Origin of the sequence: Oligoflexus sp., assembly GCF_035638955.1 — a bacterium.
Taxonomy (GTDB): domain Bacteria; phylum Bdellovibrionota_B; class Oligoflexia; order Oligoflexales; family Oligoflexaceae; genus Oligoflexus.
Genome location: NZ_DASQYZ010000164.1, coordinates 1 through 16,641, shown reverse-complemented (window position 1 = coordinate 16,641; position 16,641 = coordinate 1). Strand labels below are relative to the sequence as shown.

At 51.4% G+C, this 16,641-nt stretch carries 7 protein-coding genes and 3 tRNA genes; 6 read left to right on the top strand and 4 right to left on the bottom strand.

Translation table 11 applies throughout. The features are described 5' to 3' along the window. Positions 1 to 196 precede the first annotated feature (196 nt). Together VE954_RS15595 and VE954_RS15590 are read left to right on the top strand one after the other, a co-directional pair. Positions 197 to 7,048, top strand: a complete 6,852-nt coding sequence (locus tag VE954_RS15595) for an RHS repeat-associated core domain-containing protein (protein ID WP_324954345.1) — start codon at positions 197 to 199, stop codon at positions 7,046 to 7,048. A 13-nt stretch (positions 7,049 to 7,061) separates the two neighbouring features. Then, positions 7,062 to 7,295: a hypothetical protein gene (locus VE954_RS15590; RefSeq protein WP_324954344.1), complete on the top strand. Its 234-nt coding sequence runs from the start codon at positions 7,062 to 7,064 to the stop codon at positions 7,293 to 7,295. Positions 7,296 to 7,343: 48 nt separating this feature from the next. Here the strand turns inward: VE954_RS15590 and VE954_RS15585 are convergent, their stop codons facing one another. Together VE954_RS15585 and VE954_RS44265 are read right to left on the bottom strand one after the other, a co-directional pair. Then, complete coding sequence (locus VE954_RS15585) at positions 7,344 to 9,008, bottom strand: CocE/NonD family hydrolase (RefSeq protein WP_324954342.1); 1,665 nt, start codon at positions 9,006 to 9,008, stop codon at positions 7,344 to 7,346. 407 nt (positions 9,009 to 9,415) lie between these two features. Beyond that, positions 9,416 to 10,141 (bottom strand): methyl-accepting chemotaxis protein, encoded by a 726-nt coding sequence (locus VE954_RS44265; protein WP_414699008.1) that lies wholly within the window; start codon positions 10,139 to 10,141, stop codon positions 9,416 to 9,418. A 1,726-nt stretch (positions 10,142 to 11,867) separates the two neighbouring features. On the opposite strand from VE954_RS44265, the gene VE954_RS15575 reads away from it, so the two are divergent. Next, entirely contained in the window at positions 11,868 to 13,073 is a 1,206-nt protein-coding gene (locus tag VE954_RS15575; RefSeq protein ID WP_324954338.1) for a DKNYY domain-containing protein, read from the top strand. Positions 13,074 to 13,148: 75 nt separating this feature from the next. On the opposite strand, the gene VE954_RS15570 is transcribed toward VE954_RS15575, so the two are convergent. Continuing rightward, a complete protein-coding gene (locus VE954_RS15570; protein WP_324954336.1) occupies positions 13,149 to 13,649 on the bottom strand; it encodes a hypothetical protein in 501 nt (166 codons plus the stop codon). A gap of 723 nt (positions 13,650 to 14,372) precedes the next feature. After that, complete coding sequence (locus VE954_RS15565) at positions 14,373 to 14,840, bottom strand: hypothetical protein (RefSeq protein WP_324954334.1); 468 nt, start codon at positions 14,838 to 14,840, stop codon at positions 14,373 to 14,375. Positions 14,841 to 16,221: 1,381 nt separating this feature from the next. On the opposite strand from VE954_RS15565, the gene VE954_RS15560 reads away from it, so the two are divergent. The 3 genes from VE954_RS15560 to VE954_RS15550 all read left to right on the top strand — a co-directional run bounded on the left by VE954_RS15560 (position 16,222) and on the right by VE954_RS15550 (position 16,465). Next, a tRNA-Pro gene (locus VE954_RS15560) sits at positions 16,222 to 16,298 on the top strand. Positions 16,299 to 16,311: 13 nt separating this feature from the next. Then, a tRNA-Ile gene (locus VE954_RS15555) sits at positions 16,312 to 16,385 on the top strand. Between the two features lie 4 nt (positions 16,386 to 16,389). Then, positions 16,390 to 16,465, top strand: a tRNA-Trp gene (locus VE954_RS15550). The last annotated feature ends 176 nt before the right edge of the window (positions 16,466 to 16,641 follow it).

Below are 16,641 nucleotides of genomic sequence, written 5' to 3'. Positions count from 1 at the left end.
TTCGACAAAACGAAATCCTGCGGATCAAAGTGATGCGTGCGTTTCAGGGACTTAAGTCCGTCTGAAGGTGAAGTCAGGCGTCAGAAAAGTGCACGTATGCATGCATGAGGATCAGTCACCTGTTTTTTAAAGCAGGCAGGCTGGCTCTTTTTGAATCCTAGGAGTTCGTCAACTTCGGCAGTGTAAAGGGAACACTATGGCACACGCTATTCTGAAAAAATCGATACTGTCTATGCTCACGCTCCTGGGGAGCATGGGGCAAGCCTGGGGTCAGGCTCAGCCTGCAGATCTGATGAAGAATTTTTCGGTTAGCGATGATGGTAAAGCGAGCTATATCGTCCCCATCCAAGCACCTCCGGGAACTGCGGGTATGCAGCCTAATATCAGGCTTGATTACAACAGCCAGTCCGATAACGGCGTTCTCGGCAAGGGTTGGAATATCAGCGGGCTGAGTTATATCACACGCTGCGCCAAGGATCTGGTCCGCGATAATGTGATCGGCACGGTCGATTACAGCGCGAACGACCGTTTCTGCATGCAGGGTCAACGCCTGGTGGCCATCTCCGGAGAATATGGTCGGCATGGGACAAGCTATCGGACTGAGCGTGAGACCTGGAGCGATATTAAATCCGAAGGTCAGTGCGGATCGGGGCCCTGCTCGTTTACCGTCCGAACCCGCGACGGAATGAAGCTGGAATTCGCCACCAACGACAACGCGCGGATTCGTTTCGATGGCAACGGCAGTCATGTTTATCTTTGGGCCCTGAATCGGGTGACGGATAAAAACGGAAATTACTGGCTGGTGGATTATCACCGTTTCGGATCGTCTTTCCAACCCAAGAGCGTTTCTTATACTGGAAACGAGAAGACGGGTCTTACTCCTTCGAAAAGCATTCAGTTCGTCTACGAGGAGCGGAGCGATTGGAGACCGATTTGGAGCCAAGGCGTTCGTCAGGAAGTTCGGCAGAGACTCCGTGCCATCGACGTGCGAGCGGGGAATGAATTAGTACGCCGCTATCAGATGACCTATGTTTCCAGTCAGTCGAGCCAGGCGAGTCTTCTGAAAAAAATTGATCTCTGCAGCCCTAGCCAACAATGTTTGCTGGTCTCTGAGTTTGAATATAATCAGCCCGTAGCAGGCTTCAACAGCAATAAATCTTTCGATCTTCCCTTCAAGATTTTTCACAATAAGCGAGGCGAGTGGGATGTTAAGAACGAGGCGCTAGTCCAGGATCTCAACGGTGACGGCATTGCCGATTATACGAGTGCCACCTGCTGGGATAAGGGCAATACGAACTGTGACCTCAGAATTTTTCGGGGCACGGCTCAAGGTTTTGCGGCCTATGACGGCTGGCATCTCCCTGGCAACGTTTTCAGGAACGAAACGAACGGGTTTCGCGTCAAGACCGAAGGCCTTCTGCAGGATCTGGATGGAGACGGTATCGCCGATTATACGCATGGCACATGCTGGGATAAAAATCCTCCTGGTGGCAAGGACTGTGATCTCCAAATTTGGCGAGGAACAGGCAGTGGCTTTGAACGCATAGAAGGCTGGCTCCTTCCCGGCAAGCTTTTCTTCGCTGAAGGCGAGGACGCCTGGAACTTTAAATCTGAAGGCATCCTGCAGGACTTGAATGGCGACGGCATCGCTGATTTCAGCGCGGGGACGTGTTGGGATAAGGACAGGCCCTGCGATCTGAAAATCTGGAAAGGCACACGCCGCGGCTTCGAACTGGTCCCTGGATGGGAGCTTCCATATGGGGTCTATTTCAACGAAAATGGGGCATGGCGCGTTAAAATCGAAGCTATCGTCCAGGATCTTAATGGCGACGGCATCACAGATTTCAGTCGTGCGACCTGCTGGGATGAGGGCGGTTGTAATACCAAAGTCTATCATGGTACCGGGGATCGCTTTGTGGATGCCGGTTATTCCTTGCCGGCTGGAGAATTCGTTTATAAGAATGAAACCCGCGGCTGGAGGGTCAATACCGAAGGCGTCTTCCAGGATTTCAATAGCGACGGTATTGCTGATTTCACGCGCGGCACGGTCTGGGCTGACGGGACCAAAAATCTGCGGATCTACTACGGCACAGGCCACGGCTATGTTTATGAGAACTTCAATCTGGATGAGAAACTTTTCTTCAATAAGTCCCTTCAAGATTGGGAGCTGAAAACCGAAGGTGTCCTTTACGATTTTAATAACGATGGACTGTTGGACTTCACCGCGGGCACGGTCTGGGATACCGGCGGTCGTAATCTGACCGTATTTTATGGTTTAGGGCGCGATCTTGGGACCCGCGACTTTGTGAACTCCGGTTATGAGCTTCCGGATCGCTATTTCTTCAATGAGGAGGCCGGGTACAAGTTCAAAACCGAAGGCTTCCTCAGGGATATGAATGGTGATGGAGCCATCGACTATACTCCCGGTACCTGCTACAGCGATGGCGCCTGTAACTGGGGCATCCATCTCAATAAAAGCGTGAATCCAGATACGCTCCGACTCATCCGCAACCGGGTCGGTGGTCAGGTTCAGATCACCTATCTACCTCTGACCAGTGGCACGATTCATTCCCGGTCGAGCGGCAGTGTGTATCCCAAGGTGGATGCTCAGTCAGCGACCTATGTAGTATCGCACTATTCACTCAGCGATGGCCTCGGCGCTTCCTATAATTTCAATTATCAGTATTCCGGTGCCAGAGTCAGTCAGGATGGTCGAGGATGGTTGGGTTTTGAAACCGTCTCGCAAACCAATCGCGAAGCCGGCCTCATCACCAAAAAATTCTTTCATCAGGATTTCCCACGATCGGGACTTGTGGAACACCAGGACATTCTGCGTATCAGCGGTGGTCTGCTGAAGCGCCAGCGTTATGAGTATCAGGCTCGTTCCAACTGGCCCGGCGTTTACGTGGTCGAGAACATTATAGATCGTCAGGATATTTATCTTGATGGCAGTTACGACTATACCCTGGCCCGAAGCTATCAATATGATGATTATGGCAATGCTGTCGTGGTGCAGGATTTAGGGGATCTCAACGATTCTCTCGATAACGTCGTCACCTGTGCGAACTTCTCCAATAACCTGCAGTCCTGGCAGCTGGGCCGTATCACGGCTATCAAGCTCACCAGGGATATCGGTTCCTGCGCAGGCCCCTCGATGCTCACGTATGCGAGTGGATCGGATTTCAAGCTCACCCGTTTCAGTTTTGATGCGAATTCCAATCTCGTGGCTGAAGAGCGTTATCGGGATACATTCAACGACTTTGTCAAAACGATCTATAAATATGACGCCTATGGCAACCGCATCGAAACTCAGAATGCTCTGGGTGCGATTGAAGGCGTTGAGTTCGATGAACTGACGCACACCTATCCGGTTAAGATCCTGTCAGCCTTGAATCAGGACGGCAAGAGACTTGTGACCTCGGCCACCTATTCCCAGGCTTTTGGCGTGATGCTTACGCAGCGCGATGTCAACGGCAATCTTAGCCAGTATCGGTATGATGATTTCGGTCGACTCGTGGAACGCCTGGGTCCCGATTTGAATGGCCAGCAGGTCCGCCTCGAACTGCTGAGTTATGTGGATTGCGGAAGCGGCAGCTCCTGTGCCGCAGGCATGTATCGCGTGCAGCGGAGTCGGCCGACATGGGCGGAATCCGATGTCAACGCCTGGCCCTGGACCAAAACTTTCACCGATGGTCTCGGTCGCTCGTATCTGGCCCAAACTGTAGGGGGAGATCAGGCGGACCGCATCATAGAGAGATGGACCAAGTTTGATTCCCAGGGACGCATTGTTCAGGAATCAGCGCCGGCTTTCCAGGGTGATCCGATAGCCTGGACCCAGCATCACTATGATATCCAAAGTTCTCCACGCCAGATGACAAGTGCTGATGGGGCAGTCACCAGCTACTGCTATGGCTTGGGCAACGACAGCCTGAATATCCAGGACAGCTGCCAGGTGGAACCTCTGCCGTCCTTCAGTCTCTTGCGGTTGTCGCGATCGCCAGAACAAGCACCGGAACCTGTGGCCGACTCGTATGCAGAGGTCGTGGCCAGAATCGAACAGTCGATCAACAATCAAAGTCCTTTGACCCGGACCAACCGGCAGACTTTGATCGCAGGCCCCGACCCGCGTTTGCGAAGCGATGACGCTGCGCAGCTGAATCGTTCTCTGCAGAATTTCAATCCGCAAGGCCTTTTGCTGCGTGATCAGGCGCTTGATGAAAGCACAGTCTCCTATCAATATAACGGTATGGGTCAGCTGATTGCCGTGAAGGATCGCAGCGGCGCGCAAACGTCCTATGTTCATGACTCCCTGGGTAACGTTATTCGCGTGACGGACTCCTCGCGTGGTGTCACGACTTTTGTCTATGATCAACTGAACCGTCTCGTGGAAACGCGCGATGCCAAAGGCGGATTGCGCAGGATCGCCTATGATCGTCTGAATCGTCCCGTGAAACGTGAGATTTTTGAATCGGGAAGCCTCACCAAACCATTCTCCAGCAGTGTTCTCGTCTATGATAATCCTGGTCTTGCCAATAGCATGGGTCAGCTGTCCGCCATTGAATGGCAGGAATATGATGAGTCCCAGAAAGCGTGGCTCGACTACCGCAAGTCCTTCGCTTATGACGCTTATGGCCATACAACGCTGGATCAATTGAAGATCAAGTCGGAGCGCAAGAACCGGCCGCTTGAATTCCTGGAATTGAACCAGGAAGTCAACTATTCAACGTTCATGGAGTACCTGCCGACTGGAAAAATAGCCAGGCGAGTCTTCCCTGACGGCGCTGTCCTTCTTTATGGCTATAACGCCAGCTTGCATCTGGAGTCCATCGACCTTCAGGAAACCAAAAAAGATGGCAGCCTCGAAGCTCCGAAGTCCGTCGCCCGTTTCAGCAGTTATACGGCTTTGGGTCAGTATCAAAAAATGGTTCATGGCAACGGTGTCGAGAGTCATCTGAACTATGATGCCCTGGGACGCAGGATGACCCAGGAAACCCGTTCCAAAGACGGTGTCAGTGCCGAGAAATTGTCCTATCTTTGGAACAAAGCCGGCAAACTTTATTCCATTACGGATGCTGTCGATAGCAGCCGTAGTCAGGAATTTTACTACGACATGCGTGGACGCCTGGAGGGGGCGGAAGGCCCTTACGGTAAAAAATCCTATGCCTATGACTCAAGTGGCAATCCTTTGGTGATGGATAACCTGGCCTTTGAGTATAATCCGACCAACGTGCATCAGATTGCGCGTGTCTTGGACTCCAAAGGTGGCGAGCTGGGTCGTTACACCTATGATGCGAATGGCAATATTACGTCTCAGCCGGTCCTGGATTCGGACAAAAAGCGCGATGAATTTTGGTTCTATATTTATGATCCAGAAAATCGCCTCGTTGAAGTCAAAAAAGGAACTTCGGCTCGGCATTCGAAGACTGTCAACCGCTTCGTCTACGCTCCATCCGGAGAGCGCCTGAAGAAAATTGACGCAAACGGCAAGACCACGCTCTATGTGGGATCCGTTTATGAAATCAGCGTGCAAGGCAATGGCAAGCAGACCCATACCAAGAATATCGTGGACAGTCAGGGCATCGTTGCCGCCTTTACCAAGGACTATGTCCGTGGCAAGCAGCTGACGATGTTGGATCAGAGTCATCATGAACTGATGGCCAAAGCCGTGAATTCCAGCACCTTGGAAGGGCTCCAGCTCAAGATCAGTTCGTGGCTGTATCTGGCCAGCATGGGTCTTGAAGAGGCGATTGGCAACTCGATCCTGACCGGTTGGGTGGTCGTCTTCGCCCTGGTCTTTGCCTGGATCTGCTTTGCGTTGACGCGCATTCATTTCGGATTGCGACGCAGCTTTATTTTCCGCCAGATTGCGCATGTTTTAAGCTGGGCCATTCTCCTTTTGGGCCAGCCCGGTTGTTCCAGTCCTCCTCCAGAATGGAAGGCGGGACCCAACGGTCAGGGTTATCCGACAGGCATCCACTATTTCCATAAGAATCATCAGAATTCCACGACACTGGTGTCTGATGCCAACGGGCAGCCCGTAGCCCGTCTCAGCTATGAACCTTTCGGCAAATTGCATGTGGCGACCACCTCGGGCGAGGACAGTTTCAGGCAGAAATACACGGATAAGGAGCTCGATTCCGAATCCGGTCTGTATTACTTTGGCTCACGCTATTATGATCCGATCACCGGACGTTTCCTGACGCCAGATCCAGCCTGGCAGTACCATAATCCTTATATGATCGGCGCCAACGATCCGCTCAGTGGTGTCGATCCTGATGGAGAATTCTTCTGGTTCCTGATCGCTGTTTTCGTGGGCGCTCTGGTCGGTGGGTACGTGGGTGGCGCCATGGCCAACGGCAACAACTTCAATCCGGCGCAATGGGATTGGACGTCAGGAAAAACATGGGGAGCGATCTTTGCTGGTGGTATTCTTGGTGGATTGGGCGTAGCAGCAGGAGCAGCTGCTGCAGCGGCAGGAGCCAGTGCGGCGGTGATCATCGGTATTGAAGTCGCGATAGCTGCAGCTGAAGGCCTCATAAGCGGGGCCATTAACGGGCAGACAGGTTTGGAACTTTTCACCTCGACCCTGTTGGGGGCCGCAGGGGGTTTCCTCGGCGGTGGCTTGGGTGCTGCGGGCAGTGCTCTAGCGAAAGGCATCGGGAGTTCAGCTGGCAAGGCGGCTCGGCAAACAGATGTTGTTTACGGTCCGAGTCCCCAACCCCGCGTCTTCTGGTCAGGACCTGGTGCGATGGACGCCGCAGCCGAGTATTCCCGCTCCATTGGGGGCGTTACATTGGAGATGACGCCTCTAGGTAAGTCTTTGACAGCCATGACCAATGAGTTTGGATTCCCGGAGATGAAGGAATTTTGGAAGCAGGCCTCGGAGCAATTCGCACGCGAGGCGCAGGGACCTGTGCATGCCTTCCATTCCATGGATGGTGTCAGGCTGCAGAGCATATGGACTCGGGTGGAATATCCGGTCCTCAAGACGCGAGGCGTGGATATTGAATATCACACGAGCCCGAGCGTGTTGGGCGGTGGTATCTGATGAGAGGTGATCCATGCTTTTCGGAAAAGTGAAATTTCTGGGTCGATCCGGGATCATTTACAGTGAGGGCAAAAGGAATCTGTCCCTCCTGTCCGAAATGCTCGCAGGTGATGACTTCGACCTGGTGATTTATCTGAGCCGAGCTTCGCACTGGGAGGATGGTACGCCTCTCTCAGCCGAGGACAAGGCTCGCATCCAGGCGAACATCGCCGAGGAATTGAAATCGTCCCGGATTGATTGGAACTGAAATCGAGGGCCCGCCGCCCCATAATTTTGTCGGCGGGCCCTATCGCGTTTATTGGCCATCACGGGCCTTGTTTGAGTTCGTTATCAAGGGCAGATCGATATAGGACTCCCCGTCGGTATGAATTTTCACCTGAAACGGTTCCTGTTTCAAGGGTGGGGCGAAATCAGGCTCGAATGTATCAAATGCCAGTGCCAGGCGTTCTCCGGCTTGAATCGATGCAAAACCGCTGAAGAGTTCAAAGTCGAAGATTCTGCTCTTACCCTTTTTTAGATCAAAGCTTGTATATGGCGCCACGGAAATAGCTTTCCAACGGTCTGCAGCATTGACTTTAAAGAGATAAGCCACAATATGGGCCTGAGGCGTTTCGCCCTCCACCTTCAAGTGGATGCGGGGAATGCCGACGACCTTGATGTCCTGCGGGAACGGTCCGATCGTATAGACCGCCGCGTGCTTCAGATTAATAAGAGCTGAAGACATCAGGTTCCGAATGGGTACAATGCTATCCACGAGGGCATAGAGGATGGGAAATCCCGTATAGATGCCCGACAGGATGGAGGAACGAATCTGATGACAGCATGAGGGCGCATCCGGGTTTGGCGTTTTGGTGAGACGTCCAAATCTCCTGCTGGAGCTTTCCTGGCCCTGCAGGAAAAGCCGATGGGTGTCGACCGCGAGAGGATTGTCACTTTTGAATTCGAGCGGGCGCCTGTCCTCAGCCAGGGTAATATGCATCTCAGCCACGTCTGCGTCCGCGACCCCGGATGCATCATCCTGCGGGCGGAGCCAGCGATCGAACCAGGCTTCCGCATCGCTCCAAACGTTGCCCCTGTGCTTGGAACTCATGTCAAAAGTTTCAACCGAACCATGGACGCCCGGTTGCAGACGGATGCGTTTGGGAACATTGAGTTTCTGATAGAAGCTCCAGAGATCAGAGGTGGGGAAGAGAAAGTCGGAATAATTATGGCTGATGAATATATGGGTCTGGTTTTCGGTATAACGGTCCAGCAGAAGGATCGGTGAGCGAGGGTCGGTATAGGTCTTCAAGCCGATGATGTCGTTTTTTTTGATCTGAGCCTTCTGCTCGGCCATGAGTCCTCCGGGCGGGAGTTTCTTGATGCCAAAAAGGGCTGAAGCTTCCAGAATACGCTCCCAAATTGTCTTCTGCGTACTGTTGCCGAAGAAGCTGACCATGAGATCGCTCCAGCCGCTGAAGACGGCTACAACCCGGATACGGGGATCGTGAGCAGCAGCCAGCAAAGTTGTTCCGCCGCCCAAGGAGATGCCCGCCATCCCTATTCTTTCCCTATCCACAAGTGGATTCTCGCTCAGCCAATCGATGACCTTCCGGGCGTCGGCCACATCTTCAGGACCCGACGTAGCGATGTTGCCGCTTGAACCCCACCAACCCCTTGAAGTGTACGTGAGAACCACATAGCCCTTGTCGGCGAGCTCTCGGGCTTTGCTTTGATAGATGGAAATGTCCGTCGCCCAGGGGCAGAGAAGAACCAGTGCCGGCCGTGGCTCGACACTGTCGTGACGGAAGTAGATCTTTCCGGCCAACTCAATGTCTTCTGCGGTCGAGATTCGCACTCGTTCCTCGGACACCCGCCCATAGGGGAAGGGCCAGTCCCAAGCATAAGCTTGAGTGTTGGGAGATTCGATGACCAGAAAGAGAAATAGGATCGGGAAGCAAAGCCTGGGAATTTTAATCATGGCTGTGACCTCTTGATTTTTGTCTGATATGTAAAGGGCGAAACTATTTTGAAAAGCTGTCCATGAGGATAACGATCTTGGTTTTTCTGGATCAACTCCGGTAGGCCGCTTCTTGTGTCTTCAAAAAGCGGTGTGTGACGAAACGGTAGCTTTCTGCAGGTGCGGTGCTGTTTTCGAGAGTGATTATAGGGCGCTGGAAGTCGATGTGCCTGGCCTAGGCTTTATGCAGAGGTGTTGAACCGCAATCGGTCTTGCCAGGGATAGGCCTGGCTCAACCAACTTTGGCTATATATGACTAAGAGTAATTTGTTAGGAATAAAATTTCGCCTTCCTGCAGTATGACAAATAAAAACCTTATTCCATTCATGCGGACTTCTCACCAGTTCGAGATTGATTTATGTCCCCGATTACGCAGCCAGCAGTTGATCCATGGTGGTGGTCAGCGTCTGTATCTTTTCATTTTCGCTTTTCAACTGGGACGTGATGTCAGCGACCTGCCGCGAAGCCGAGGCATTGGCTTGTGCCGTGTGATCGATGGCCTCCATCGCCCTTGAGATTTCAGACATGCCGGTGGTTTGTTCCTGAGATGCATTCGCAATCTCCTGGGCCATGACGTTGATCGTGCTGATGCGGCTCACAATCTCGTCGAGAATGCTGGCACATTCTTTTGAAGCAGCGATGCCTTCTTCCACGCGTAAGGTTCCCTGGTGGATTATCGCATCAACTTTCTCGGTGGTTTTCGCGATGATGCTTTCCACGGTTACCGTGCTTTTTTCCAGAATCATACTGATTTCTTTCGCTGCACTGCCACTGACCTGAGCGAGGTTGCCGACTTCTTGCGCCACCACAGCAAAACCCTTGCCTTGATCTCCGGCACGGGCAGCTTCCACAGCAGCATTGAACGAGAGAAGTTTGGTTTGGAAAGCAATCTCGTTGATGACCTTCGTTTTGGTGCCGATTTCTCTGATAAGAGTGACTATCTCCGAAAGCTGCAGGTTACTCTCGCGAACCTGAGTTACGATATCCTGATTGGATTTATCGATTTCGCTCATGAGGAAGCCAACATTTTCTGTGGACTTCTTACCTCGGAGCGCGGAATCACGGCTTTCGGCTGTGGAGGAGGCGGTTTGCATTGCACTCGCACTGTTGCGACTGATCGTTGTGGATGTCTGGGTCACGGCCGCCACAGTTTGCGTCAGAGACGCCGCTTCGGTGTTAGCGTTTCTCGAGAGATCGTTGGCCATGCCCTCGAGGTTTTTCATCATCTCGTTGACTTGACCCGAAATGGAATTAAGCTGACCATTGGCATCCGTCAGGGTTGACTTTAAAGATCGGTTCGAAGCCAAAGAAAGTACGAAAAGCGCGGAAACCAGAACCAGGACGAGAACCTGCAGACACAAAGCTCGTACTTTCAGCGACTCGACTCGCTCCAGCGTTCTGAGACTGAGCGCCTTTTCAAACTCATGAATGGGCTCCATGATAATCCTGACTTGATCGTGATAGGTCTGATCATGCATCAGGCGTCTGGCCAGCTCCTGGTCGGCTGCACGCTTGACCGTAAATTGGCCTGAGTTGTCTAAAAATAGACCCTTCACAGCATGCATGGCCGTATCTTCCGTCTTGATCAGAGCATCAGACCGGCTTTCGGCTTCGGTCAGTTTGCCGAGCTCATAATCCGTAAAGCCCGCGTCCTGCATAAGCGTCTTGAGAGCGATGGTCCTGCCGTCAGGCCGTGCCTGTTTCCCGCTTCGTACATTGACAATTTGCCAATACGTTGTTTCGTATCGCGCATCTCCTGTGACGACATAGGTACGTGCATTCATAGTGAGGTCGCGTGAACTCTGCTTAAGTTCATTGGCCAGCTGCATGGAATAGAATCGACTGAATTCTGCCTGCTGGAGCTGGTAGTAGTAGTAGGTTGTGAGTAGGACAGTCAGCAGGACGGTAATGGTTAAGGCAAAGCCTAGCCGATTCGCATGCTTATAATGAACGCGTGTCTGCATTTTTCATCTCCTTCGGGATCCGCCGCACGAGTCAGGCATGATCGTTCAAAAGAGTTATCGGAGATACAGGTTATGAAGTTAGACGCCTATGCATTACATGCGCGAAAGAATTGGGATGTCGACTGTTTGATGACCCCTCTGTAGGGACAAAGAGTCGACGGAGAGCCTCGAAAGGCTCTCTCCTGAATCGCATTATTCTAAAGGCAAGTTCCGATGTAAGCCTTAGATCCGGCCCAAGGAGCCTGAGTGCCTCTGGGTCCTGCTGGACATCCATTTTCTATAGAGCCAGCGTCCCACTGCGATAGCTGCAAGTCCTTTGACGCCGCCTCTTACACCTCGACGTCCTGCGAATCCAGAACTTGATCGGCCGAGCAAATTAAATAGGTTCATGTCAATTTCCTCCAAGAAAACTTTCAAAATCTCCATGGGACGAGTTGCAGGATCAGTACCAAAGTCTAGCGCTTGCTCCAGAGTAGATGCGCCATATTGGGCTTACAAAAATCATTCGTTCCCTCTCGTGGCGGATGAAAGCAATCACTTTGAAAGCCAAACAAGGTCACCTATAATCACTCGAGAAGCCTTGTTAAAATTTTCCAGCTTGAGTTCTAGAAAGTGAATTTGCTTATGCGTTACGGCCTTCTCAAATTTGCAAAACCAGCTGCAAGGATGGCAATGACGATACCGATGAAGTTGCCTGCCAGTAAACTGTTGCTGTCATATTAGCGAAGAAATGGCCTTTCACAGGGCCGTTTTTTTGGTATAAAGCTGAGCCAAACACCAATAATTAACTTAATATTTCCTGAAAAAAGCCGATAACATTCCAATATTCACTGGGATATTTGGGGGTTACATAGCAATGAGCCGGTATTGGGCTGCATTCATTGGATTATTTGTGTATGGCCTAGCTAGCTGTAAAAAACCAGACGATCAGAAAAAAACGATCACAGTAAGTCTCGAATATATTGGTTCTCAAGTGTTTACAACGCCAGCGGTGTTTGAGATTGGTGTGGAATACGGGCCGCCCCTTTATAGTGGGAAGCTTGTGGATGTAGATGAAAGTGGCATTAAGCCTGTTACAAAGTTTCTTGTGGCAAGTCTTCCACAAATTATTGAACTGGATGATTCTGCATTCAGAGGCGCATTGGGAGAAGATTTTGTCCGTTATTATCTTCGCCAAATCTTAGGGCAGCATGAGTATTTTCCGAGATTGAGTGTCATACGAAATGATCACTCAGGAGATGATCGTCACACTGTGAGATTTCTGCTCGCCGATGATCTAGGTTTTGGATACAGGCGAAGCGGAGCTGATATATTCTACGGGTACGCACGACTAGAAGGATGCGATCCTTCAACATTTGAGATTCTGGATCCGGCTCATGAATTCAGTCGCGATGCGAAGCATGTCTATGTCGGATCCAAGGTGCTGATCGAGGCAGACCCATCAACCTTTGAGCCTTTGGAGGGGGCTTACGCACGTGACGCCCGTTCCGTTTTTTATTCTATTCAGAAACTTGAGGTCAAAGACCCAAACAAGTTTGTCGCATTCCCAGGTGGTGTTTTCGCCAAAGATGATGTCGCTGTGTTCATAGGCAATGAAATTATGGAAGGAGCGCACGTACCGACATTTGTGGGCCTGTCAGGCGGCTACGCTAAAGATGATGCGCGCGTTTATTTTTTTCGAGATTCCATTGTCGGGGCCAATCCAGGGGCATTCAGGTCTGCGGGTGCCATGGCACCGTTTCCCAACTCTTATGCGACAGACGACACGCGGGTTTATCATAAGGGCCTCGTGATCGATGTCAGCAGTGCAAGCGCGTTTCGAACGATCGATTTTGATCGCAACCAAAAAAATGTACCTCCACTCTATGCAACCGACGGTGTCTCGCTCTATTTTAAGGGATCAAGAGTCCCGGGAGTTGATTTGCCCTCGTTTGAAGTCATGATTTATGCTACGGACCTCATCATGGGCCGGGATAAGAACAATTATTATCTCGGTGGCCAATTGGGCTACAAAGAAGATTATGAGCACCTATCCCAGCTCGAAGAACGGACGAACCGATGAGCCTCGAATTCGTGACATGAGCGCCTTGTATCGCTCGTGTAACATAGAGGCCCTCGGTCCCATAATCCTTTGCTCTTAGAGAACGATGATCGTTTTAGTGAGGGTGAAGTTATACAATGTCTTGCGAGTTCCCGAGCTGTGGATGGCCTGGATCAGAACCTGATCATTGCCAATCGAGTCGCAATAGGTCATCGTCGGCTTTAAAATGGTATTGCTCCAGGAGTTCAGAACTACGCTCATGGCACCATTCTCGACGATCGATACCGTTTCCTGGTCCACGCGCGTGATGCCGCCATTACTATTGAGGATCCGCACGCCACTTTCTTCTTTGATGAAACGATTGGGCCCAACCGAATTCGATCCTTGCACATAAGTCGAGAAGTTGGAGTAGGTGCTAAAGATATTGTCATTGCTCCAAAGCGCATTTGTGGTCCTCTCCACGTGGACGGAATAATTCTGGGCCTGGATCGTGTTGAAGAAGGCGGTCAGAGTTGTTCGGCAATCAGCCGCCCAGGCGGATGGTGCTGCTGACAAAGTTAGAGCCGTTGCCAATGCCAGGTTCTTAAATGAAGTCATGGGTGTATCCTTTCAGTTGTATTATGAGCTTGTAACAAAGAGAAGACGGAACCCGTCCCTGACTTCTTGCACGGGCTGCTTAATTTTTGTCCAAAACATTCGTGATCTTGTCTGATGCGATGCGAGGCGAAAGGAAGCTTCGACACTGAACCGACTGGCTCGCGTCCATCGCATGTTCGGCTCCCCCGTCCTGCATGAGACCCGCGTTAAGGCACCGCCTCAGAATCACCCGCCAGGTGGCTGAAACTGATAGCTGACTCCACGTGACCGAAGAATATGCTCTCCATCTTTCGCATAGGCCAAGAAAGTACCCTCACTGCACGTGCCAGTTAAATATCCTGCGGAATTGAAGTTCTGCATTTCCTTTTGCCAACTCTGGCAAGCAGCGAGGGACTGCTGGGGGCCTGGGGCATCAAATTGTTTGTAGACCGTGAATCTCTGGACAGCGCTCAGGAAATTCATCTGCGCACCAGCGAAGCAAGTGCAGCATCTGTGACTCCCGCAACCTCCACTGCACCCCCCGATGTCCGAAATTTCTTTGGAAAACTGTTTCAAGGCCAATGCACGCCAATCTTCACAAAGCTTTTGCACGGTCTTCTTGCTTGATTCAAAGTCGAGGTCCGGGTTTGGATGAAAACTCTTTTTTGAATGTTTAAATGAAACCGTGTAACTCCTTGTCGTTTCCATCGAAAGCTCGTCTCCCTCCACTTTCACTTGGCTGCTTTAAAAGCTCTCTGCGCGAGAGATGTCCAATTTATCTTTCGTAGGGAGCGACATGATATGTCCAATGGCAGCGATGTCAGTGGGCTTCGCGCTGGCGAGAGGCGGACGGCATGAGCCGTATAAAAAAGTTGAACGCAGGCGTTTCGTTTCGGCTCCTAACCAACTGTTGCATTCTTTCAGGGCATCAACTCCAGCATTGGCGCGCATCATCAGGGATTGCGTGCGAATCATCTCCATTTTCTTAAACGTCAGGAACAAACGTTCCGATTTGCATGTCGGATCCTTGCTGAGAAGCTTTCGGAAACCTGCCTGCAAGGCTTTGCGTGCCTTTTCACAATTAAGGCTCGGATCGAATATCTGTTCATCTTTTCGGATGGACCAGGACGTCCTATGCTCGTCTCCTTCGTGCGCCGTGGCAAATACGGCGCGGGACGTCAAGCAAAATAGAAAGAGTAAGTTTGGGCGCATTTTATCTCCTTTCCTTGTGAAGGGGCGCATAAGAGGCCTTGTATTCACATCCTGGCCATCACCCCTCTGTCATCCTCGGCGCTCCGTCAGGAGGAGGTTTTCTGCATTTCGTATGCGTTAAATTTTATCATGGATTCACGGGACCTGGGGCAGGGCGGCGGTCGACTTTTTCAGCCATACCGCGAGCAGGCTGTTTGCAGCGAGTGAGAATGGGATTGCTGCCATTCACTGTACAAGGGTCGGACATATGTCAGCTGGTGGAGCGAAATCCTTTATACCCTCGACTTGAACATCAAGGACGTCCCAAACATCTTTCTCGAGTTTAATCTGTGCCGTTGACTTCCCGTTCAGCCCATTCTGCTATGCTGAGGGGAGACTTGCTGATGGCTTCATCAAACTCTTGTATGAAGCGAGTGCCCGGGCAATAAGTCGAATTCCGGGCTAAAGCAGAGGCCTTGGCGCAGCCGACTTCCTTCTGCGTGCAGGGCGAGTCTTCAATACATCCGCCATTCCCGTCTCATGCTGCGCAGGGTAAGAGGTCCACGCATCGGAGGTAGAGGCATGGCGACAAGGAGCGCATAGGTTACGGTTTAGCTGTCGAAGGATGTTATCTGGGGGTGGCAGGCGAGCACAATCGTCGACCTCGGGCCAGGAACAGGTGTCTCGACACCTCCTCGAGTTCCTGTCCGATCCATTGGTCCGTTTGTCCCTATAAATTAAAAAATCTATAATTCAAGTAATTTATCAAAAAAATCTAACCAGGTACCGAACATCATGAATAGGTACTGAATAGGGTGCCAGTGCATATTTATCTTGCCTATTGGACATTTGGCTCCAAGACCCTCAATTTAATGCGCAAAGTCAGGTCAATGAAATCAGTAACGTACGGGGCCTTCCTAGGGTAGGAATCCCAAATTCAAGTGGACCAAAGATCCCGTGGCGACAATCGTGACCCCTTGGCGGCAATCGTAAAACGCGAATATGTAACCCGCCGACAGGTCAGCCCTTGAGGAAGTTGCCATGTATGCGTCTCACCAGTCGGATTCTTATGACGGTGAGCTATAGCTGAATTTTTCTCATGACAGCATTTAAGTTTTGCCCCCGATCTCGCGAATACCGCTATGAGAGCGATAAGGCTCGACGCGGACACAGGGGGATAGCATGAAACTTAATTCGCAACATTTGCATCAATGCATATCTTTGCTGTGGTTGGGAACTACAACGCCAAGCGTCTTGCAGCCCTGCGATTTAACAGACCTCGGTATGACCGAGCCAACAAATGAATCATTGATTTTGGAACCATAGATCGGTTGCCTGAGTGGCAAGCTGAAGGCCGGGTTCCAAAAGGGATCCGGCCTTCAGCGTTTAGTGGATCACATAACGGGGCGTAGCTCAATCAGGGAGAGCAGGTGCTTTGGGAGCATCAGGTTGCAGGTTCGATTCCTGTCGTCCCGACCATTAAATGAAGTAACCGCCTGAAGCTCAGTGGCGAGCATCTGTCTTATAAGCAGCAGGACGCTGGTTCGATTCCAGCCGGGCGGACCAGTACACCGGTGTAGTGTCAATGGCTAGCACAGTGGTTTCCAAGTCCACGAGACGGGGATCGAAACCTCGCACCGGTGCCAATAATAGGTGAAAGGGTATCAGGGCGTGATGCTCTTTTAGGTACCTAAGCAAAAGTCTTTGATCACTTTGCAACTTGATAGTAGGGTCAACGGCGATCGGAGGGATTGCCAGTGGCCACAATTGAATTATCGCCGTATGAGCGCCGTAAACTCCGCGAGGTTTTGCGCAGAGATTC